This window comes from Streptomyces sp. NPDC093109, assembly GCF_040701725.1.
Lineage (GTDB): Bacteria > Actinomycetota > Actinomycetes > Streptomycetales > Streptomycetaceae > Streptomyces.
Genome location: NZ_JBFBEZ010000007.1, coordinates 192,198 through 212,117, shown reverse-complemented (window position 1 = coordinate 212,117; position 19,920 = coordinate 192,198). Strand labels below are relative to the sequence as shown.

Sequence of the window (19,920 nt, the reverse complement as noted above, 5' to 3'; positions counted from 1 at the left end):
TGGGCCGCCGCCCCCGACGTGGATGTCGGCCCCGCGCGGCCCCCGCAGAGCGCGACCGCACAGGGGTACGTACACCATGATCAGCCGCCTTCTCGGCCGACGGACGGCCGCTCATCAGCGCAACAACCCGCTCGCCGGACTCTCCGTGCCGGCCGGCGCCGGGCTGCTCACCTGCCGGGTGCTCGATCCGGTGAACACGCCCATCCCGCAGGCCGAGTTCACGGTGAGTGACGGCAACGGCCGGAAGATAGTGAGCGGCGAGACCGACCCGTTCGGCATGCTGGTGGCGATGGTGCCCTTCGGGGAGTACCGGCTGGCGATCTCGGCGGACAGCTTCAGCCCGTACCGGGGCAACGCGGCGGTGACCGACAGCGGCCAGCGCACCGGGCTGGGGGACATCACCCTTCAGGTGGCGCCCTCGCTGCCGCTGCCCGCCCCCGGCGACTGGGAGATCGAGCCCGCCCACTCCCGTATCGGTTTCATCGCCCGCCACATCGGGCTCGCCCGGGTGCACGGACGCTTCGACAACTTCGCCGGGGCCATCCGGATCGGCGAGTCGATGGAGCAGTCGGCGATGCACGTCGTCATCGGCGCCGCGTCCATCGACACCAGCGTGCAGATGCGCGACGACCATCTGCGCTCCGCCGACTTCCTCGACGTCGACAACTACCCGACGCTGGAGTTCTACAGCGACCGCTTCACGCACCGCGGCGGCAACAACTGGGGTATCGCCGGAGCCCTCACCCTGCACGGGGTGACCCGCACGGTCACCCTCGACGCCCAGTACCTCGGTATCGGTAACGGCATGGAGGGCGAGACCCGCGCGGCCGTCCGCGCCACCACCGAACTCCACCGCGAGGACTACACCGTGAACTGGCAGTCCATGCTGGCGCGCGGCATCGCGGTCGTCGGCTCCAGCATCAAGATCGAGATGGATATCCAGATCGTCCCGAAGACCTGACGGCCGTCGGTCGGCGGGCGGGGACGGGCTGGAAGAATGCGGCCGTGAGCGATGTGAGACATGTGCTGGTGCTGCCCGACCGCGACGCCGCCGAGGAGGTGGCGCAGGCGCTCGGGGAGCGCTTCGCGGTGCGCGAGGAGCCCCAGCTGGTACGGGACGCCCTGGCCGGCGAGGACGACGCCGAGGACGCCCAGTGGCTGGTGGTCGTGGAGGACCCGGAGGCCCGGCTCGACGGCGGGGAACTGGACGCGTTCGTCGCCGACTGGGACGGCTGGCGGGAGGAGTCGTAGCACCGAAGCAGCACCGAAGCAGCACTGAAGCAGCGCCGAAGCAGCACCGCACGTCGGCGGCGGCTCCGGCACGGCCGCTCGGCGGCCCGCTGTCGGTGGGCCGTGAGATCGTGGACCACGATGGCCACCAGAAAAGCTTCCACCGACGATCCGCTCGCCCCGCTCACCCTCGCCGTGGGCCAGGAGGACCTGCTGCTCGACCGCGCCGTGCAGCAGGTGGTGGCGGCGGCCCGCGCCTCCGACGCCGACACGGACGTACGCGACCTCACCTCCGACCAGCTCCAGCCCGGCACCCTCGCCGAGCTGACCAGCCCGTCGCTCTTCGCCGAGCGCAAGGTCGTCATCGTACGGAACGCGCACGACCTGTCCGCCGACACGATCAAGGACGTCAAGGCGTATCTGGCCGCGCCCGCCGAGGAGATCACGCTCGTGCTGCTGCACGCGGGCGGGGCCAAGGGCAAGGCGCTGCTGGACGCCGCGCGCAAGGCGGGCGCCCGCGAGGTCGCCTGTCCGAAGACGACCAAGCCGGCGGAGCGGCTGACCTTCGTCCGCTCGGAGTTCCGCGCCATCGGCCGGTCGGCCACGCCCGAGGCGTGCCAGGGGCTGGTCGACGCGATCGGCAGCGATCTGCGCGAGCTGGCGAGCGCCGTCACCCAGCTCGCCGCCGATGTCGAGGGCACCATCGACGAGGCGGTCGTCGGGCGCTACTACACGGGCCGCGCCGAGGCCTCCAGCTTCAATGTCGCCGACCGCGCCGTGGAGGGCAGGGCCGCAGAGGCGCTGGAGGCGCTGCGCTGGTCGCTGTCGACGGGCGTCGCTCCCGTACTGATCACCAGCGCCCTCGCCCAGGGGGTACGGGCCATCGGCAAGCTCTCGTCCGCCCGGGGCGGCCGGCCCGCCGATCTCGCCCGTGAGCTGGGCATGCCGCCGTGGAAGATCGACCGGGTGCGCCAGCAGATGCGCGGCTGGACCCCGGACGGGGTGGCGGACGCGCTGCGGGCGGTCGCCGAGGCGGACGCGGGCGTCAAGGGCGGCGGTGACGATCCGGAGTACGCGCTGGAGAAGGCCGTCGTCGCGATCGCCCGCGCGGCCCGCGCCGGCCGCTGACAGCACCAGCATCGCGATACGCCGGGATACGCCGAGGCCCCGGGCACGTCCTTCGCAGGACGGGCCCGGGGCCTCGGTATGAACCAGGTGAACTCGCACCCGCGTGGCGAACGCAGTCGTGTGCGAGTTCGGGCGATCGCGGCCGGGAGCGGTAGAGAGGGCCCGCTGAGTCCCTTCCGGCGATCAATCAAGCAGTGAGCGCTCAGCCCTGGAGGGTGGCAACCTTGGAGGCCAGCGCCGACTTCTTGTTGGCGGCGGCGTTCTTGTGGATGACACCCTTCGAGACGGCCTTGTCGAGCTGACGGGACGCCTCGCGAGAAGCCGCGGTGGCCTTCTCGACGTCTCCGGCGGCAGCGGCCTCGCGGGCCTTGCGGATCGCGGTCTTGAGCGACGACTTGACAGCCTTGTTGCGCAGGCGTGCCTTCTCGTTGGTCTTGTTCCGCTTGATCTGGGACTTGATGTTCGCCACGTTAAGAGACCTTCTCAGGTTCGGTGATTCGGTAAAACGCTGTCCAAAACAGGCCTCGCGCCGGAGAAGGCACGAGACACAGCTGTTCAGAGTACCAGCGCGCCTCCGACCGGCCCAAACCGGTCGCAGTCCCGCACCCGTGGGACGATGGAGCCTACGTATAGATCCGAGTCGACCCGAGACGAGACGCCGCGCGTCTCAAGAATCAGGACCCTGCGTGCCCGCGACCCCCAGCCACGTGCCCGAGCCCAGCCGTACGGACCCGGCGCTGCTCCGTAACTTCTGCATCATCGCGCACATCGACCACGGCAAGTCGACCCTCGCCGACCGGATGCTCCAGCTGACCGGTGTGGTCGACCAGCGGCAGATGCGTGCTCAGTACCTCGACCGGATGGACATCGAGCGCGAGCGCGGCATCACGATCAAGTCCCAGGCCGTCCGGCTGCCCTGGGCCCCCAGGACGGGGGAGGACGAGGGGAAGACCCATGTCCTCAACATGATCGACACGCCCGGCCACGTGGACTTCACCTACGAGGTGTCCCGGTCGCTCGCAGCCTGCGAGGGCACGGTCCTGCTGGTCGACGCCGCCCAGGGGATCGAGGCGCAGACCCTCGCCAACCTCTATCTGGCGATGGAGAACGACCTCACCATCGTCCCGGTGCTCAACAAGATCGACCTGCCGGCCGCCCAGCCGGAGAAGTTCGCGGAGGAGCTGGCGAACCTCATCGGCTGCCAGCCCGAGGACGTCCTCAGGGTCTCCGCGAAGACCGGCGTCGGCGTGGACGCGCTGCTCGACCGGGTCGTCAGGGACGTACCGGCGCCGGTCGGCGTCGCGGACGCCCCCGCCCGCGCGATGATCTTCGACTCCGTCTACGACTCGTACCGCGGTGTCGTGACGTACGTCAGGGTCATCGACGGCCAGCTCAACAAGCGCGAGCGCATCCGGATGATGTCCACCGGCGCCACCCACGAGCTGCTGGAGATCGGCGTCTCGTCCCCGGAGATGACCCCGGCCGACGGCATCGGCGTCGGCGAGGTGGGCTACATCATCACCGGCGTGAAGGACGTCCGTCAGTCGAAGGTCGGTGACACGATCACCACCCTCAACAAGGGCGCCACCGAAGCGCTCGGCGGCTACAAGGACCCCAAGCCGATGGTGTTCTCGGGCCTCTACCCGCTGGACGGCTCGGACTACCCCGAGCTGCGCGACGCCCTCGACAAGCTCCAGCTCAACGACGCCGCGCTGGTCTACGAGCCGGAGACCTCCGCGGCCCTCGGCTTCGGCTTCCGCGTCGGCTTCCTCGGGCTGCTGCACCTCGACGTGATCAGGGAGCGGCTGGAGCGCGAGTTCGGGCTCGAACTGATCGCCACCGCCCCCAACGTGGTCTACCGCGTCCTGATGGAGGACGGCAGCGAGCACACCGTCACCAACCCGAGCGAGTTCCCCGAGGGCAAGATCGACTCGGTGCACGAGCCGGTCGTCCGGGCCACGATCCTGGCGCCGAGCGAGTTCATCGGCTCGATCATGGAGCTGTGCCAGGCCCGCCGCGGCACCCTCCTCGGCATGGACTACCTCTCCGAGGACCGGGTCGAGATCCGCTACACCCTGCCGCTCGCCGAGATCGTCTTCGACTTCTTCGACCAGCTGAAGTCCAAGACCAGGGGCTACGCCTCGCTCGACTACGAGCCCACCGGCGAGCAGACCGCCAACCTGGTCAAGGTCGACATCCTGCTGCACGGCGACAAGGTCGACGCGTTCTCGGCGATCACCCACCGGGACCAGGCGTACGCGTACGGGGTCCGGCTCGTCGCCACGCTGCGCGGACTGATCCCGCGGCAGGCGTTCGAGGTGCCCATCCAGGCCGCCATCGGCTCCCGGGTCATCGCCCGCGAGACGATCCGCGCCATCCGCAAGGACGTCCTCGCCAAGTGCTACGGCGGTGACATCTCCCGGAAGCGGAAGCTGCTGGAGAAGCAGAAGGAGGGCAAGAAGCGGATGAAGATGGTCGGCAGCGTGGAGGTCCCGCAGGAGGCGTTCATCGCGGTGCTCTCCAGCGACGAGTCCGGCGGCAAGGCGAAGAAGTAGGGGAAAGCGGGAACGGGATCGGGACACGCGGTACGTGACGGGTCCCCGCGCGACGGCGCGGGGACCCGTCGTGCTCCCGGCCGGGAGTCCCAGCCGGGGCTCCCGTCGTTGTCCCGGTGGGCAGTTGGCCGGGAAGCGGAGGGTCACGGCCCCTTACGTACCGGCCTGACGGCCTCTAGTCTGATCGCGACGCATAGTTACTCATCGGTTAGTTACTCGCAAGTCACCCCATTCAGCCAGCCACTCAGTCAGTCACGCAGCACAGCCGCGGGCCCGGAGGATGTCGTGAGCGACACACAGAACTTGATCGAGAACCGGCCGCCTTCCGTGGCCGCCCTCTTCGTTGAGCGGGTGACGGCCACGCCGGACGGGGACGCGTACCGCTACCCCGTACCCGCCGCGGGCGGCGGCCCCGACGAGTGGCGCACGCTCACCTGGGGCGCCGCGGCCGAGCGCGTCTACGCGGTGGCCGCCGGCCTGATCGCGCTGGGGGTACGGCCCGAGGAGCGCGTCGCGCTCGCCGCCGCCACCCGGGTCGAGTGGATCCTCGCCGACTTCGGCGTGATGTGCGCGGGCGCCGCGACCACCACCGTCTACCCCTCGACCAACACCGAGGAGGCCGCGTACATCCTCGCCGACTCCGGCAGCCGGGTGCTGATCGCCGAGGACGCGGCCCAGCTCGCCAAGGCCCGCGAGTGCCGGGGCGAGCTGCCCGACCTGGCCCATGTCGTGGTGATCGAGGCGGCCGACGCGCTGCCCGCCGAGGGCGACCCGGAGGACTGGGTGCTCTCGCTCGCCGACCTGGAGGCGCGCGGCACGGAGTATCTGGCGAAGAACCCGGAGGCGGTCAAGGAACGGGTGGCCGCGCTGGAGGCCGCCCAGCTCGCCACCCTCATCTACACCTCCGGCACCACCGGCCGCCCCAAGGGCGTACGGCTGACGCACGACAACTGGTCGTACATGGCCAAGGCCATCGCGGCCACCGGCCTGATCGGTCCTGACGACGTCCAGTACCTGTGGCTGCCGCTCGCCCATGTCTTCGGCAAGGTGCTGACCTCCGGACAGATCGAGGTCGGCCATGTCACCGCCGTGGACGGCCGGGTCGACAAGATCATCGAGAATCTGCCGGTGGTCCGCCCGACCTATATGGCGGCCGTACCGCGCATCTTCGAGAAGGTCTACAACGGGGTCGCGGCCAAGGCCCGGGCCGGTGGCGGCGCCAAGTACAAGATCTTCCAGTGGGCGGCCGGTGTCGCCCGTGAGTACGCCAAGGTCTCCCAGGACAACTTCCGCCGCACCGGGACCAAGTCCGTACCGCTCACCCTCGGCGTGAAGCACAAGGCCGCCGACGCGCTCGTCTACGGCAAGCTCCGCGAGGCGTTCGGCGGCCGGCTGCGCGCCGCGATCTCCGGCTCGGCGGCCCTCGCGCCCGACATCGGCTACTTCTTCTCCGGCGCCGGGATCCACATCCTGGAGGGGTACGGGCTGACCGAGTCGAGCGCGGCCAGCTTCGTCAACCCGGGCGAGGCGTACCGCACCGGCACGGTCGGCAAACCGCTGCCCGGCACGGAGGTACGGATCGCCGACGACGGCGAGATCCTGCTGCGCGGCCCGGGCATCATGGACGGCTACCACGGGCTGCCCGAGAAGACGGCGGAGGTGCTGGAGCCCGACGGCTGGTTCCACACCGGTGACATCGGCGAGCTGTCGGTCGACGGCTTCCTGCGCATCACCGACCGCAAGAAGGACCTGATCAAGACGTCCGGCGGCAAGTACATCGCACCGGCCGAGGTCGAGGGCCGGTTCAAGGCCGTGTGCCCGTTCGTCTCCAACATCCTGGTGCACGGCGCGGACCGCAACTTCTGCACGGCGCTGATCGCGCTCGACGAACCGGCCATCCTCGGCTGGGCGGCCGAGAACGGCATGGCGGGCAAGCCGTACGCCGAGATCGTCGGCTCGGCGGCGGCCGAGCGGCTCATCGACGGCTATGTGAAGCGGCTCAACGAAGGTCTTCAGCGCTGGCAGACCATCAAGAAGTTCCGGCTGCTCCCGCGCGACCTGGACATCGAGCACGGCGAGCTGACCCCGAGCCTCAAGCTCAAGAGGCCCGTCGTGGAGCGGGAGTACAAGGACCTGATCGAGGAGATGTACGCGGGCGCCCGGGAGGCGTGAGCGCGGCGCGGGGGGAGCGGCGGCGCGGGCGAGCGGCGGCGCGGGGGAGGGCGGGGTGCGGGCGCGGGGCGCCGGCCGCGCTACTCCCCCCGTCCGCGCCGCAGTTCGCCCAGCGAATCCTCTATCCGCGCCAACTGAGGCCCCAGCAGCGCGAGTTCGTCCGGCGCGATGCTGCGCAGCACATCCTCGATCGAGGACAACCGCCCCGCGATCTCCCCGAGCTGCTCCTGCTCCCGGGTCAGCGCCCGCTCCAACGCCCGCTTCTTGCGGTGCAGATCGAGGAAGACGCTGACCTTCGCGCGCAGCATCCACGGGTCGAACGGCTTCGTCAGGAAGTCCGCCGCGCCCGTCGCGTACCCCCGGAACGCGTAACCGCTGTCGGAGTCGGGCCCGTTCAGGAAGATGATCGGGATGTCCTTGGCCCGGTCGAGCCGCTTGATCCGGTACGCGGTCTCGAAGCCGTCCATCCCGGGCATCCGCACGTCCAGCAGGACGACCGCGAACGGCCGCTCCAGCAGCGCCCGTACCGCCTCCTCGCCCGAACGGGCCCGTACGAGCGGCTCGTCCAGTGAGGCCAGCACCGCTTCGAGCGCGACGAGATTGTCCTCCATGTCATCGACGAGCAGAATGCTCGCGCGCTCGGTGGTGACTGTTGTCCTGCTCATCCCGTTCTCCTTGTCCGGCCTTTGTGTTTCGGCCAGGCAGGCAAGAATGCTCTGTCCTGAGCGGTTCCGCATACCGTTCGGCCCGTTTGGACGCGTGTCGTGACGTGGCCGTTGTCCTTGATCCCCGCGCACGTGCCGCTGTCAATACCCGGGAACAATCTCCGCCCACTTCCCTGACTCGGCGCATAGGAACGCGTTCCGTCTGTCACGCTGTCGGGATCGTAAGCGGCACAACGCCAGAACCGGATCAGGAGCCGCAGTGGGGCCCATTCCGATTCCGCGCGACACCCTTCACCTTCCGGCATCCCAGGTGCCGTTACGTGGGGGCGCGCGGTCCACATCACGTACCAGTCTGCCCGGCAATCCGCTCGCCCCGTCCGCCGCCCGCCGCTTCGCGCGCGCGGCGCTCGCCGACTGGACCAGTCTCGGGCTGCTCGCCACCTGTACCTTCTGCCACGGCGACGGACAGTGTCCGCCCGGCAGGCACAGCACCGATCTGCTCGCGGACGACGCGGTGCTGATCGTCGACGAACTCGTCACCAACGCGGTGGTGCACGCGGGGACGACCGTCGAGGTGCTCTGCCGGCTGGAGGCGCCCGCCGAGACGCCCGGCGGCGAGGACGACGAGCCGGCCGCCGTCGTCATCGAAGTCGCCGACCACCACCCCGACCGTGCGATACAGAACGAGCCCGGGGACCCCGACGACCTGCGCGAGCAGGCCAGGGAACACACGCGGGAACAGCCGTTGGCCGGCGTCTCCGAGTACGGCAGGGGGCTGCAGCTCGTCGCCGCCCTCGCCGAACGCTGGGGCATCACCTACCGCCCGGGCCTCAAGACCGTCTGGGCCCGGCTGCCGCTCGAAGGCCGCGACTCGGCACCGGGCCGGCCCGCGGAACCCGCCCTGCGCCGCGGTCTGCGGGCCGCGGAGATCCTCGCGCCGGTCTCCCGGCGGCCGGTCCGCGACGGCCCGCAGTGGGCGGGCAGGGGCGCGCTCTCCTTCCTCGCCGAGGCGTCCGAACTGCTCGCCGGACAGCTCGACGAGGAACTCGTCGCGGCGCTCGCCACCCAACTGCTCGTCCCCCGGCTCGCGGAGTGGTGCGCGGTCTGGCTGGACGGCGAGGACGGCCAGGCCGGCGCCGCGCCCCGGCTCGCCCGGGTCTGGCACGCCGACGAGTCCCGCATCGAGCCGCTGCGCGCCGCGCTGGAGAAGGCGCCGCCGAGGCTGCCCGACCCGCCCCGGGGCGACGCGGCGCAGGTGCCGTGGCCGGGTACGGAGGCGCCGGGTACGGAGGCGCCCGGCGCGGGCTCCGCACCGGGCGCCGCACCGGGCGCCGGCTCCGGCTCCGGCGGCGGGGCCGCGCTCGCCTGCCGACTGGTCGCGAACGGCCGCGTCCTCGGCACGCTCATGCTCGGCCGGCCGGGCCGCGCCGCCGTCCCCGACGAAGTCACCGCGCTCGTCGAGGACTTCGCACGGCGGGTGGCCCTAGCGATCGGCGCCGCCCGCCGCTACACCCGCCAGGTCACCATCAGCCGCGTCCTCCAGCGCGGGCTGCTGCCCAGCCAGGTGGCGCGGATCCCCGGCGTCGCCAGCGCCCTGGTGTACGAGCCGAGCGGCGACGGGCTCGCGGGCGGCGACTTCTACGACGTCTTCCCGTGCCCGCCCGGCGACCGCTGGTGCTTCATGCTCGGCGACGTCCAGGGCAGCGGCCCCGAGGCCGCCGTCGTCACCGGCCTCGCCCGCCCCTGGCTGCGGCTGCTCGCCCGCGAGGGCTACCGGGTCGGCGCGGTCCTCGACCGGCTGAACCGGCTGCTGCTCGACGACGCGACCGAGGCGGCGGAATCGGCGACACCGCTGGCCGTCGCGGGCGCGGCCGGCGTGGCCGGTGCCGGGAACCCCGCCGGGAGCGGCCCCGGCGCGGCCACCGCGCAGCTGTACGCGCCCGGGCCGCCGGGGCCGCCCGAAGGCGGTCAGGCCCGCTTCCTGTCGCTGCTGTACGGCGAGCTGATGCCCCTGCCCGGCGAGGGCGGCGGCGTACGCTGCACCCTCGCCAGCGCGGGCCACCCGCTGCCGCTGCTGCTGCGCCCGGACGGCACCGTCGTGGCGGCGGCCGAGCCCCAGGTGCTCCTCGGGGTCGTCGACAAGGTCGCGTACGAGAGCAGCACCTTCGACCTGATGCCAGGCGACACGCTGCTCTGCGTCACGGACGGCGTCACCGAGCGCCGCTCCGGCCGCAGGCTGCTGGACGACGGCGACGGGCTCGCCAGGGCCCTGGCGGGGTGCGTGGGGCTGACGGCGCAGGGCGTGGCCGAGCGGATACGGCGGGCGGTGCACGAGTTCGCCGAGACACCGCCGGGCGACGATCTGGCGCTGCTGGTGTTCCAGGCGGAGTGAGGGGCGGCGGCGAGGGCGGGACTGGCCCCGGGCGCGGGCGAGGCCAGTCCCGCCACCGCCGGGGCCACTCGCCGCCTGCCGCTGCCGCCTGCCGTGACTGTGCCCGGAAGGCGATGCCACGTGCCGGACCGCGGCCGTACGGCGGACCGGCCACTCCGTCCCGCCTCCGGGACCGCACCGGACCGTGCCGCCCGTCCGGTGCGCGACACTGGTGGGTATGCCTTCCGCACTGCCCGACGGTGACCCCATGCCCGAGACCGGAGCGCTGCCCCGGCACGCCCTGGCGGGCGCGGCGGACCGGCCCCTCGGCTTCTACCTGCACGTTCCGTACTGCGCGACCCGCTGCGGCTACTGCGACTTCAACACGTACACGGCGACCGAGCTGCGCGGCTCCGGCGGTGTCCTCGCCTCCCGCGACAACTACGCGGAGACCCTCGCCGACGAGGTCCGGCTGGCCAGGAAGGTGCTCGGCGACGACCCGCGGCAGGTCCGTACGGTCTTCGTCGGCGGCGGCACGCCCACCCTGCTGGCCGCCGCCGACCTCGTACGGATGCTGGCGGCGGTCCGGGACGAGTTCGGGCTCGCGGACGACGCCGAGATCACCACCGAGGCGAATCCGGAATCGGTGGATCCGGCGTATCTGGCGGAGCTGCGGGAGGGCGGTTTCAACCGGATCTCCTTCGGAATGCAGAGCGCGAAGCAGCACGTCCTGAAGGTCCTGGACCGTACGCACACCCCCGGCAGGCCCGAGGCCTGCGTCGCGGAGGCCCACGCGGCCGGCTTCGACCACGTCAACCTCGATCTGATCTACGGCACGCCGGGCGAGACCGACGACGACTGGCGCGCCTCGCTCGCGGCGGCGGTCGGCGCGGGCCCCGACCACATCTCCGCGTACGCCCTGATCGTCGAGGAGGGCACCGGCCTTGCCCGCCGGATCCGGCGCGGCGAGGTCCCGATGACGGACGACGACGAGCACGCCGACCGGTACCTGATCGCGGACCAGGTGCTCGCGGAGGCCGGCTTCTCCTGGTACGAGGTGTCCAACTGGGCCACCTCCGAGGCCGCCCGCTGCCTCCACAACGAGCTGTACTGGCGCGGCGCGGACTGGTGGGGCGCGGGCCCCGGCGCCCACAGCCACGTGGGCGGTGTCCGCTGGTGGAACGTGAAACACCCGGGCGCGTACGCGGCGGCCCTGGCGGAGGGCCGCTCGCCCGGCGCCGGCCGCGAGATCCTCGCCGACGACGACCGCCGCGTGGAGCGCATCCTCCTGGAGCTGCGGCTCCGCGACGGCTGCGAGCTCTCCCTGCTCCACCCGGCGGGCGCCTCGGCCGCCGCCCGCGCGGTAAGGGACGGCCTCCTGGAGCCCGCTCCTTACGCGGAGGGCCGCGCGGTACTCACCCTGCGGGGGCGGCTGCTGGCGGACGCGGTCGTCAGGGACCTGGTGGATTGATCACTCGCCGGGGTGAATCCCGGCGGGATCGGGCACGGCTGCTTACCCTGTTTTCCTAGTCTGCTGCCAACAGAAGCGGCGGAATGTGGAGGTTCACGGAGATGACCGCTGTGGATGAGCGACCGATCACCAGCAGCATCGCCACGTTCTTCGAGGACCTTGAGGTCCCCGAGGGATACAAGGCGGAACTCCTCAGGGGGGACATTGTGATGATGGCCGGGCCCGACCGGGTCCACAACGGAATCGTGGAGTCCGTGCAGGACCAGATTCCGCGTAAACGCTGGAGGCGGCTCCAGACCCAGGACATCGCCATCCCCGGCGAGACGAGCGAACCCCAGCCCGATCTCGTCGTGCTCGCCCGGGGCGCCGAGGACGGCCCCGGGCGGCTCATCCCCGCTCCCGCCGTCACCCTGCTGGTGGAAGTGGTCTCCAAGACCAGCGTGGACCGGGACTACGGAATCAAGCGCTCCATGTACGCGGCGGGCGGGGTGCCCGCCTATCTGATCATCGACCCCATGGCAGGGCTCTGCCTGCTGCTCACCGAGCCGGCCCGCAAGGGGGAGGCCGCCGACTACCGGACGACGCGGACCACCAAATTCGGCGAGACCGCCACGCTGGAGATGCTCGGTGTCGAGCTGGACACCTCCGATTTCGAGACGCTTCCCGACATCAGGCGTCACTACCGGCCGTAACGAAGTCGATCAGCTCCTCGACCCGCCCCAGCAGCGCCGGTTCCAGGTCCTTGTACGAGTGCACCTTCGACAGGATGTGCTGCCAGGCCGCCCCCGTGTTCTCCGGCCAGCCCAGGGCGCGGCAGACGCCCGTCTTCCAGTCCTCGCCCCTCGGTACCCGCGGCCACTCCGGGATGCCCACCGAGGACGGTTTCACCGCCTCCCAGACGTCGATGTACGGGTGGCCCACCACCAGGACGTCCGCACCCGTCACCGCGCCCGCGATGCGGGACTCCTTCGAGCCGGGGACCAGGTGGTCGACCAGGACGCCCAGGCGGGCGTCCTGGGCCGGAGCGAAGTCGGCCACGACGGCGGGGAGGTCGTCGATGCCGCCCAGGTACTCCACGACCACGCCCTCGATCCGCAGGTCGTCGCCCCAGACCTTCTCGACCAGCTCGGCGTCGTGCCGGCCCTCCACGTAGATGCGGCCCGCCCGCGCGACACGGGCCCGGGCGCCCGGCACCGCGACCGAGCCCGAGGCCGTACGGGCGGGCCGGGCCGGGGCGGCGGCGGCCGAGGGGCGTACCAGCGTCACCACCCGGCCCTCCAGCAGGAAGCCGCCAGGGACCAGCGGGAAAACCCGGTGTTTGAGGAACCGGTCCTCAAGAGTCACCGTCGGGCCCTCCGCCGTCCTCTCGCAGCGGACCACCGCGCCGCAGAAGCCCGTCGACACCTCCTCGACCACCAGATCGGGATCGGCGGGGACCTCCGGCGCGGGCGTGGCCCGCTTCTTCCACGGCGGGGTCAGGTCGGGGCTGTAGCTGCGCATCCGAAGACGATAGGCCGCACCGCGCGCGGAGGCTACGACACGCCGAACCGCGCGGCCAGCGCGTCGCGTTGCGCCCGTACGAACACCGCGTCCACCACCGCCCCGTGCCCCGGCACGTACAGCGCGTCCGAGCCGCCCAGCGCGAGCAGCCGGTCCAGGGCGGCCGGCCAGTCCGACGGGACCGCGTCCGGGCCGGCCTGCGGCTCGCCGGACTCCTCGACGAGATCGCCGCAGAAGACGACCCCCGGGTAGCCCGGCGCCAGCATCGCCAGATCGTGCCCGGTGTGCCCGGGCCCCGCGTTCGCCAGCAGCACCCGCCGGCCGCCCAGGTCCAGCGTCAGCTCCCCGGCCACCACGCGCGCGGGCGGCTCCAGCAGCTGCACCGCCGCCGCCGACTCCGCCGGATCCGCGCCCTCCCGCACGGCGTCCCCGTACAGCTCCTCGCCGCCGCCGGCCAGCAGCTCAGCCATGCCGGAAGGGCCGTACACCGCCGCCCCGGGGAACGCCGCCGTACCCAGTACATGATCGAAGTGGAGATGGCTGAGTGCGACATGTGTCACGCGCCGGCCGCCGAGCAGCGACCGTACCTGCGCGTGCAGTTCGGCGCCCTCCCGGACCGACGAACCGGTGTCGAACAGCAGGACCCCGTCCTCCCCGGCCACCACGCCGACCGTCGCGTCCCAGCGCGGCAGCCGCCGTCGCCCGACCCCCGGAGCCAGCTCTTCCCACCCGTGCTCTTCCCAATGGACGTCCATACCGGGACGCTACGGGAGTCACCCGGCGCCGGTCCGGGTATTGGGCGAGGTAGCGTGGTCGGTCGCCCTTGCTAGGGGTCCGGTTCACGGCCGTACACTGGCACGGGGAGTACTGGCACTCCACATGAGCGAGTGCCAGGCAGATCCGGACGGACGACAGCTGGAGGTGTGCCGCATGCTCAGCGAACGCAGGCTTGAGGTGCTGCGCGCGATCGTCCAGGACTATGTCGGTACGGAGGAGCCCGTCGGCTCCAAGGCGCTCACCGAGCGGCACAAGCTGGGGGTCTCCCCGGCCACCGTCCGCAACGACATGGCGGTGCTGGAGGACGAGGGCTTCATCGCCCAGCCGCACACCAGCGCCGGGCGCATCCCGACCGACAAGGGCTACCGGCTCTTCGTCGACCGGCTGGCCGGCGTCAAGCCCCTGTCGCTGCCCGAGCGCCGGGCCATCCAGAACCTCCTGGACGGCGCCGTCGACCTCGACGACGTCGTGGGCCGTACGGTACGGCTGCTGGCGCAGCTGACCCGGCAGGTCGCCGTCGTCCAGTACCCCTCGCTGACCCGGTCGACGGTGCGGCACGTGGAGCTGCTCGCCCTCGCGCCCGCCCGGCTGATGCTCGTCCTGATCACGGACACCGGACGGGTCGAACAGCGCATGGTCGACTGCCCCGCGCCCTTCGGCGAGACGTCCCTCGCGGACCTGCGGGCCCGGCTCAACAGCCGGATCGTCGGACGCCGCTTCGCGGACGTCCCGCAGCTGGTGCAGGATCTGCCCGACTCCTTCGAACAGGAGGACCGCGGGACCGTCTCCACGGTGCTCGCGATCCTGCTCGAAACCCTGGTCGAGGAGACCGAGGAGCGGCTGATGATCGGCGGCACCGCCAACATCACCCGCTTCGGACACGACTTCCCTCTGACCATCCGGCCGGTGCTGGAGGCGCTGGAGGAGCATGTGGTGCTTCTCAAGCTGCTCGGCGAGGCGGCGGACCCGGGCATGACCGTACGTATCGGGCACGAGAACGCCCATGAGGGCCTCAACTCCACGTCCGTCGTCGCGGTCGGCTACGGTTCGGGCGACGAGGCAGTCGCAAAACTCGGCGTGGTCGGACCGACCCGCATGGACTACCCCGGAACGATGGGAGCGGTACGCGCAGTGGCACGTTACGTCGGACAGATCCTGGCGGAGTCGTAAGTGGCCACGGACTACTACGCCGTACTCGGCGTGCGCCGCGACGCTTCTCAGGACGAGATCAAGAAGGCATTCCGGCGGCTCGCCCGCGAGCTGCACCCGGATGTCAACCCCGATCCCAAGACGCAGGAACGCTTCAAGGAGATCAACGCCGCGTACGAGGTGTTGTCGGACCCGCAGAAGAAGCAGGTCTACGACCTCGGCGGCGACCCCCTCTCGGCGAGCGGCGGGGGCGGTGGCGCGGGCGGGTTCGGCGCGGGCGGCTTCGGCAACTTCTCCGACATCATGGACGCGTTCTTCGGTACGGCGTCGCAGCGTGGCCCGCGGTCGCGCACGCGGCGCGGCCAGGACGCCATGATCCGGCTGGAGATCGACCTCAACGAGGCGGCCTTCGGCACGACCAAGGACATCCAGGTCGACACGGCCGTCGTCTGCACGACGTGCTCGGGCGAGGGCGCCGCGCCCGGCACCTCCGCCCAGACCTGTGACATGTGCCGCGGTCGCGGCGAGGTCTCGCAGGTCACCCGGTCGTTCCTCGGCCAGGTCATGACCTCGCGGCCGTGCCCGCAGTGCCAGGGCTTCGGTACGGTCGTACCGACGCCGTGCCCCGAGTGCGCCGGCGACGGACGTGTCCGCTCGCGCCGTACGCTCACGGTCAAGATCCCGGCCGGTGTCGACAACGGCACCCGGATCCAGCTCGCGGGCGAGGGCGAGGTCGGCCCCGGCGGCGGCCCCGCCGGTGATCTCTACGTCGAGATCCACGAGTTGGCGCACGCGATGTTCCAGCGGCGCGGTGACGATCTGCACTGCACGGTCACGGTCCCCATGACGGCGGCGGCGCTGGGCACGAAGTGCCCGCTGGAGACGCTGGACGGCATGGAGGACATCGACGTACGTCCCGGCACCCAGTCCGGCCAGTCGATCCCGCTGCACGGGCGCGGCATCACGCATCTGCGGGGCGGCGGCCGGGGTGACCTGATCGTGCACGTCGAGGTGATGACCCCGTCGAAGCTGGACCCGGAGCAGGAACGCCTGCTGCGGGAGCTGGCGAAGCTGCGGGGCGAGGAACGGCCCACGGGCCAGTTCCAGCCGGGGCAGCAGGGGCTGTTCTCGCGTCTCAAGGATGCGTTCAACGGGCGTTAGGCGGTCTTGTCGGCCGGGGGTCCGGGGGTGGTCCCCCGGGATGGCACCGTCAACCTGGTCAGCAGGGGTTGTTCTCGCGCCTCAAGGACGCGTTCAACGGGCGTTAGGCGGTCTTGTCGGCCGGGGGTCCGGGGGTGGTCCCCCGGGATGGCACCGTCAGCCGGGGCAGCAGGGGTTGTTCTCGCGCCTCAAGGACGCGTTCAACGGGCGCTGGGCGGGACTCGGTCGGACGCGCAGGCAGTAGTTCGTGCGAGGCGGGCCCGGGGGATTCTTCCCCCGGGCCCGCCTCGTTTTGCTGTCATATTTTCCTGTCACACGCCTGATGCGACGCCGATTCGAACCTGTCACACGGGACATGGCACGATGCGTTCATGTCCTCCGTACTGACCGATCTCTGCCGGTATCCGATCGTGCAGGCGCCCATGGCGGGCGGCGCGTCCTGCCCGCAACTCGCCGCGGCCGTCTCCGAGGCCGGCGGTCTCGGGTTCCTCGCCGCCGGGTACAAGACGGCGGACGGCATGTACGAGGAGATCAAGCAGCTCCGCGGGCTCACCTCCCAGCCCTTCGGCGTCAACCTCTTCATGCCGCAGCCGCACTACGCCGACCCCGCGGCCGTCGAGGTCTACCGCAACCAGCTCGCCGGCGAGGCCACCTGGTACGAGACGCCGCTCGGCGACCCCGAATCGGGGCGGGACGACGCCTACGAGGCCAAGCTGGCGATCCTGTTCGACGACCCCGTACCGCTCGTCTCGTTCACCTTCGGGTGCCCGACCCGCACCACCCTCGACGCCTTCGCCAAGGCCGGTACGTACACCGTCGTCACGGTGACCACCCCCGAGGAGGCCCAGGCCGCCCAGTGGGCCGGTGCCGACGCCGTCTGTGTCCAGGGCATCGAGGCCGGCGGCCACCAGGGCACGCACCGCGACGATCCGGCCACCGACGGTACGGGCATCGGGCTGCTGTCGCTGGTGGCGCAGGTCAGGGAGACCGTACAGATCCCGGTCGTCGCGGCCGGGGGCCTCATGCGCGGCGGCCAGATCGCGGCGGTCCTCGCGGCCGGCGCCGACGCGGCGCAGCTCGGTACGGCCTTCCTGGTGTGCCCCGAGTCCGGCGCCAACGCGCTGCACAAACAGGCCATGACCAACCCGCTGTTCGTACGGACCGAGCTGACCCGCGCGTTCTCGGGCCGCCCCGCCCGCGGGCTCGTCAACCGCTTCCTGCGCGAGCACGGCCCGTACGCGCCCGCCGCCTACCCGGAGGTCCACCACCTCACCTCCGGACTCCGCAAGGCCGCCGCCCGCGTGGGCGACGCGCAGGGCATGGCGCTGTGGGCCGGACAGGGCCACAGGATGGCCCGCGAACTGCCCGCCGGAGAGCTGATCGAGCTGCTCCTCACCGAACTCGACGAGGGCCGCGGCCAGTTGACACACGGAGCGTACGGACCGGGGAGCGCCGCGTGACCGCGCCCGTCTTCGTCGTCGACCACTTCGACGCCGGGAGCGGCGGGCGGTACGTACTGGAAGGCGCCGAGGGACGGCACGCCGTCTCCGTGAAGCGGATGCGGCCCGGCGAGGACGTCATCCTGACCAACGGCACCGGAATGTGGGCCGATTGCGTCGTCCTGGACACCGAGGGCAAGGACCGGCTGATCGTCCAGCTCGACTCGGTGTCCGAGGAGGCGCCGGAGACCCCGCACATCACCGTCGTCCAGGCGCTGCCCAAGGGTGACCGGGGCGAGGTGGCCGTCGAGACGATGACCGAGACCGGCGTGGACGCCGTCGTCCCGTGGGCGGCCTCGCGCTGCATCACGCAGTGGAAGGGTGACCGGGGCGCCAGAGCGCTCGCCAAATGGCGCGCCACCGCGCGCGAGGCGGGCAAGCAGTCGCGGCGGGTGCGGTTCCCCGAGATCGCGGGTGCGATGAGTACGAAGCAGGTCGCCGCGCTGCTGGCGACGGCGGACTTCGCGGGCGTGCTGCACGAGGACCGGGACGCCGACAGCGAGGCGCTGGCCGTGGCCGAACTGCCCACCGAGGGCTCGATCGTGCTGGTCGTCGGGCCCGAAGGCGGCGTGTCCCCCGAGGAGTTGGCGGCCTTCGCGGCGGCGGGCGCCCGGCCGTACCGGCTGGGCCACAGTGTGCTGCGTACCTCCACCGCCGGTACGGCGGCGACCGTGCTGGTGATGGCCCGCACCGGCCGCTGGTCCTGACCGGCCGCCGGTCCTGACCGCGGGGGAGCGGTGGGCCGCCGCGCGGCCGATAGCATGCCCCCGTACGGAATCCGATCATCAGCATCCGGTCATCAGCATTCGACCATCAGCCGCGCCGAGTCGAGGAGGCCCGTGCCATGGCGGGAGAACCACAGGGCGACTGCCTGTTCTGCAAGATCGTTTCGGGGGACGTGCCGGCCACGCTCGTCCGCTCGACGGAGACGACCGTCGCCTTCCGGGACATAAACCCCCAGGCGCCCACCCACATTCTCGTCATTCCCCGCGCGCACTACCCGGACGCGGGCAGCCTCGCCGCCGCCGAGCCGCTGATCGCCGCCGACGTGCTGCGCGAGGCCGCCGCCGTGGCGGCCGACGAGGGCGCCGACAGCAGCGGCTACCGGATCGTGTTCAACACCGGCGCCGGCGCGGGCCAGACCGTCTTCCACGCGCACGCCCACGTCCTGGCCGGCCGCGGCCTCAACTGGCCGCCCGGATAGCGGGCGCGGTCGTGTCCGTACGCGAACTGGTCGTGCTGGGCACCGCCAGCCAGGTGCCCACCCGGCACCGCAACCACAACGGCTATCTGCTCCGCTGGGACGGCGAGGGCCTGCTCTTCGACCCGGGCGAGGGCACCCAGCGCCAGATGCTGCGCGCGGGGGTCGCCGCGCACGACATCAACCGGATCTGTGTCACGCACTTCCACGGCGACCACTCGCTCGGACTCGCCGGAGTCGTCCAGCGCATCAACCTCGACCGGGTGCCGCACGAGATCACCGCGCACTACCCGGCGAGCGGACAGCGCTTCTTCGAACGGCTGCGGTACGCCACGGCCTACCGGGAAACCGTCGAGCTGACCGAGGCGCCCGTCCGCCGCGACGGTGTCCTGGCGCGCACCGCGTCGTACACGCTGGAGGCGCACAAGCTCTCCCACCCCGTCGAGTCGTACGGCTACCGGCTGGTCGAGCCCGACGGGCGCCGGATGGACCCGGCGCGGCTGGCCGCGCACGGGATCGCCGGGCCCGACGTCGGACGGCTCCAGCGCGAGGGCACGCTGAACGGCGTCACGCTCGACGAGGTCAGCGAGGCGCGCCGGGGGCAGCGCTTCGCGTTCGTCATGGACACCCGGCTCTGCGACGGGGTGCACGCCCTGGCCGACGGGTGCGATCTGCTGGTCATCGAGTCCACGTTCCTCGACGAGGACGAGCGGCTGGCCACCGAGCACGGCCATCTGACGGCGGGCCAGGCCGCGCGGGCGGCGCGGGACGCGGGCGTGGCACATCTGGTGCTGACGCACTTCTCGCAGCGGTACGGCGACCCCGGGGAGTTCGAGCGGCAGGCACGCGCGGCGGGCTTCACGGGCGAACTGACGGTCGCGGCCGACCTCGTACGGGTGCCGCTGCCCAAGCGCTCCCGCTGAGCACCCCCGCTGAGCGCGCCGGGTGTCCGACGGGACCCGGCGGGATCGGGCAGACTGTCCGGATCCGCACGCGACCGGGAGCCCGCCGTGATCACACCCAACGGAGACCCGCTGGACC

Annotated in this window: 18 protein-coding genes; 14 read left to right on the top strand and 4 right to left on the bottom strand. The window is 71.8% G+C overall.

Annotated elements, in window-relative coordinates:
• Window positions 1-76 precede the first annotated feature (76 nt).
• From AB0389_RS10400 to holA, 3 genes are all read left to right on the top strand, one after another.
• Window positions 77-961, top strand: a complete 885-nt coding sequence (locus AB0389_RS10400; protein WP_366394912.1) for a YceI family protein — start codon at window positions 77-79, stop codon at window positions 959-961.
• Between the two features lie 44 nt (window positions 962-1,005).
• Window positions 1,006-1,251: a hypothetical protein gene (locus tag AB0389_RS10395; RefSeq protein WP_366394911.1), complete on the top strand. Its 246-nt coding sequence runs from the start codon at window positions 1,006-1,008 to the stop codon at window positions 1,249-1,251.
• A 120-nt stretch (window positions 1,252-1,371) separates the two neighbouring features.
• The gene (gene holA / locus AB0389_RS10390; RefSeq protein WP_366394910.1) at window positions 1,372-2,358 is read left to right on the top strand and encodes a DNA polymerase III subunit delta; all 987 of its coding nucleotides are present in this window, start codon (window positions 1,372-1,374) and stop codon (window positions 2,356-2,358) included.
• 202 nt (window positions 2,359-2,560) lie between these two features.
• Here the strand turns inward: holA and rpsT are convergent, their stop codons facing one another.
• On the bottom strand, window positions 2,561-2,827 hold the full coding sequence (rpsT, locus tag AB0389_RS10385; RefSeq protein WP_329827156.1) for a 30S ribosomal protein S20: 267 nt from the start codon (window positions 2,825-2,827) through the stop codon (window positions 2,561-2,563).
• Window positions 2,828-3,044: 217 nt separating this feature from the next.
• Here rpsT and lepA point away from each other — a divergent pair, with 217 nt between their 5' ends.
• Together lepA and AB0389_RS10375 are read left to right on the top strand one after the other, a co-directional pair.
• The gene (gene lepA, locus AB0389_RS10380) at window positions 3,045-4,913 is read left to right on the top strand and encodes a translation elongation factor 4 (protein ID WP_366394909.1); all 1,869 of its coding nucleotides are present in this window, start codon (window positions 3,045-3,047) and stop codon (window positions 4,911-4,913) included.
• A gap of 285 nt (window positions 4,914-5,198) precedes the next feature.
• Window positions 5,199-7,085 carry a long-chain fatty acid--CoA ligase gene (locus AB0389_RS10375; protein ID WP_366394908.1) on the top strand — a complete coding sequence of 629 codons (1,887 nt, stop codon included), beginning with the start codon at window positions 5,199-5,201 and terminating at the stop codon, window positions 7,083-7,085.
• A gap of 80 nt (window positions 7,086-7,165) precedes the next feature.
• Here AB0389_RS10375 and AB0389_RS10370 read toward each other — a convergent pair whose 3' ends face one another.
• On the bottom strand, window positions 7,166-7,750 hold the full coding sequence (locus tag AB0389_RS10370) for a response regulator (protein ID WP_366394907.1): 585 nt from the start codon (window positions 7,748-7,750) through the stop codon (window positions 7,166-7,168).
• Window positions 7,751-8,060: 310 nt separating this feature from the next.
• On the opposite strand from AB0389_RS10370, the gene AB0389_RS10365 reads away from it, so the two are divergent.
• The 3 genes from AB0389_RS10365 to AB0389_RS10355 all read left to right on the top strand — a co-directional run bounded on the left by AB0389_RS10365 (window position 8,061) and on the right by AB0389_RS10355 (window position 12,284).
• On the top strand, window positions 8,061-10,142 hold the full coding sequence (locus AB0389_RS10365) for a SpoIIE family protein phosphatase (RefSeq protein ID WP_366394929.1): 2,082 nt from the start codon (window positions 8,061-8,063) through the stop codon (window positions 10,140-10,142).
• Window positions 10,143-10,359: 217 nt separating this feature from the next.
• Window positions 10,360-11,592 carry a radical SAM family heme chaperone HemW gene (gene hemW, locus AB0389_RS10360; RefSeq protein WP_366394906.1) on the top strand — a complete coding sequence of 411 codons (1,233 nt, stop codon included), beginning with the start codon at window positions 10,360-10,362 and terminating at the stop codon, window positions 11,590-11,592.
• A 101-nt stretch (window positions 11,593-11,693) separates the two neighbouring features.
• A complete protein-coding gene (locus tag AB0389_RS10355; protein ID WP_366394905.1) occupies window positions 11,694-12,284 on the top strand; it encodes a Uma2 family endonuclease in 591 nt (196 codons plus the stop codon).
• Here the strand turns inward: AB0389_RS10355 and AB0389_RS10350 are convergent.
• Window positions 12,262-13,092, bottom strand: coding sequence for a DUF3097 domain-containing protein (locus AB0389_RS10350; protein WP_366394904.1), 831 nt, complete (start codon window positions 13,090-13,092; stop codon window positions 12,262-12,264). The genes AB0389_RS10355 and AB0389_RS10350 overlap by 23 nt on opposite strands.
• A gap of 32 nt (window positions 13,093-13,124) precedes the next feature.
• Window positions 13,125-13,847, bottom strand: a complete 723-nt coding sequence (locus AB0389_RS10345) for an MBL fold metallo-hydrolase (RefSeq protein ID WP_366394903.1) — start codon at window positions 13,845-13,847, stop codon at window positions 13,125-13,127.
• A gap of 175 nt (window positions 13,848-14,022) precedes the next feature.
• Here AB0389_RS10345 and hrcA point away from each other — a divergent pair, with 175 nt between their 5' ends.
• The 6 genes from hrcA (at window position 14,023) to AB0389_RS10315 (ending at window position 19,802) form a co-directional block, all read left to right on the top strand.
• On the top strand, window positions 14,023-15,039 hold the full coding sequence (gene hrcA / locus AB0389_RS10340; RefSeq protein ID WP_329068355.1) for a heat-inducible transcriptional repressor HrcA: 1,017 nt from the start codon (window positions 14,023-14,025) through the stop codon (window positions 15,037-15,039).
• A complete protein-coding gene (gene dnaJ / locus AB0389_RS10335) occupies window positions 15,040-16,179 on the top strand; it encodes a molecular chaperone DnaJ (RefSeq protein WP_366394902.1) in 1,140 nt (379 codons plus the stop codon). It begins immediately after the preceding gene.
• Window positions 16,180-16,550: 371 nt separating this feature from the next.
• Complete coding sequence (locus AB0389_RS10330) at window positions 16,551-17,639, top strand: nitronate monooxygenase (protein WP_366394901.1); 1,089 nt, start codon at window positions 16,551-16,553, stop codon at window positions 17,637-17,639.
• Entirely contained in the window at window positions 17,636-18,385 is a 750-nt protein-coding gene (locus AB0389_RS10325) for a 16S rRNA (uracil(1498)-N(3))-methyltransferase (protein ID WP_366394900.1), read from the top strand. The genes AB0389_RS10330 and AB0389_RS10325 overlap by 4 nt, the downstream gene beginning before the upstream one ends.
• 137 nt (window positions 18,386-18,522) lie before the next feature.
• A complete protein-coding gene (locus tag AB0389_RS10320; RefSeq protein WP_366394899.1) occupies window positions 18,523-18,882 on the top strand; it encodes a histidine triad nucleotide-binding protein in 360 nt (119 codons plus the stop codon).
• An 11-nt stretch (window positions 18,883-18,893) separates the two neighbouring features.
• On the top strand, window positions 18,894-19,802 hold the full coding sequence (locus AB0389_RS10315) for a ribonuclease Z (RefSeq protein WP_366394898.1): 909 nt from the start codon (window positions 18,894-18,896) through the stop codon (window positions 19,800-19,802).
• Window positions 19,803-19,920: the final 118 nt, after the last annotated feature.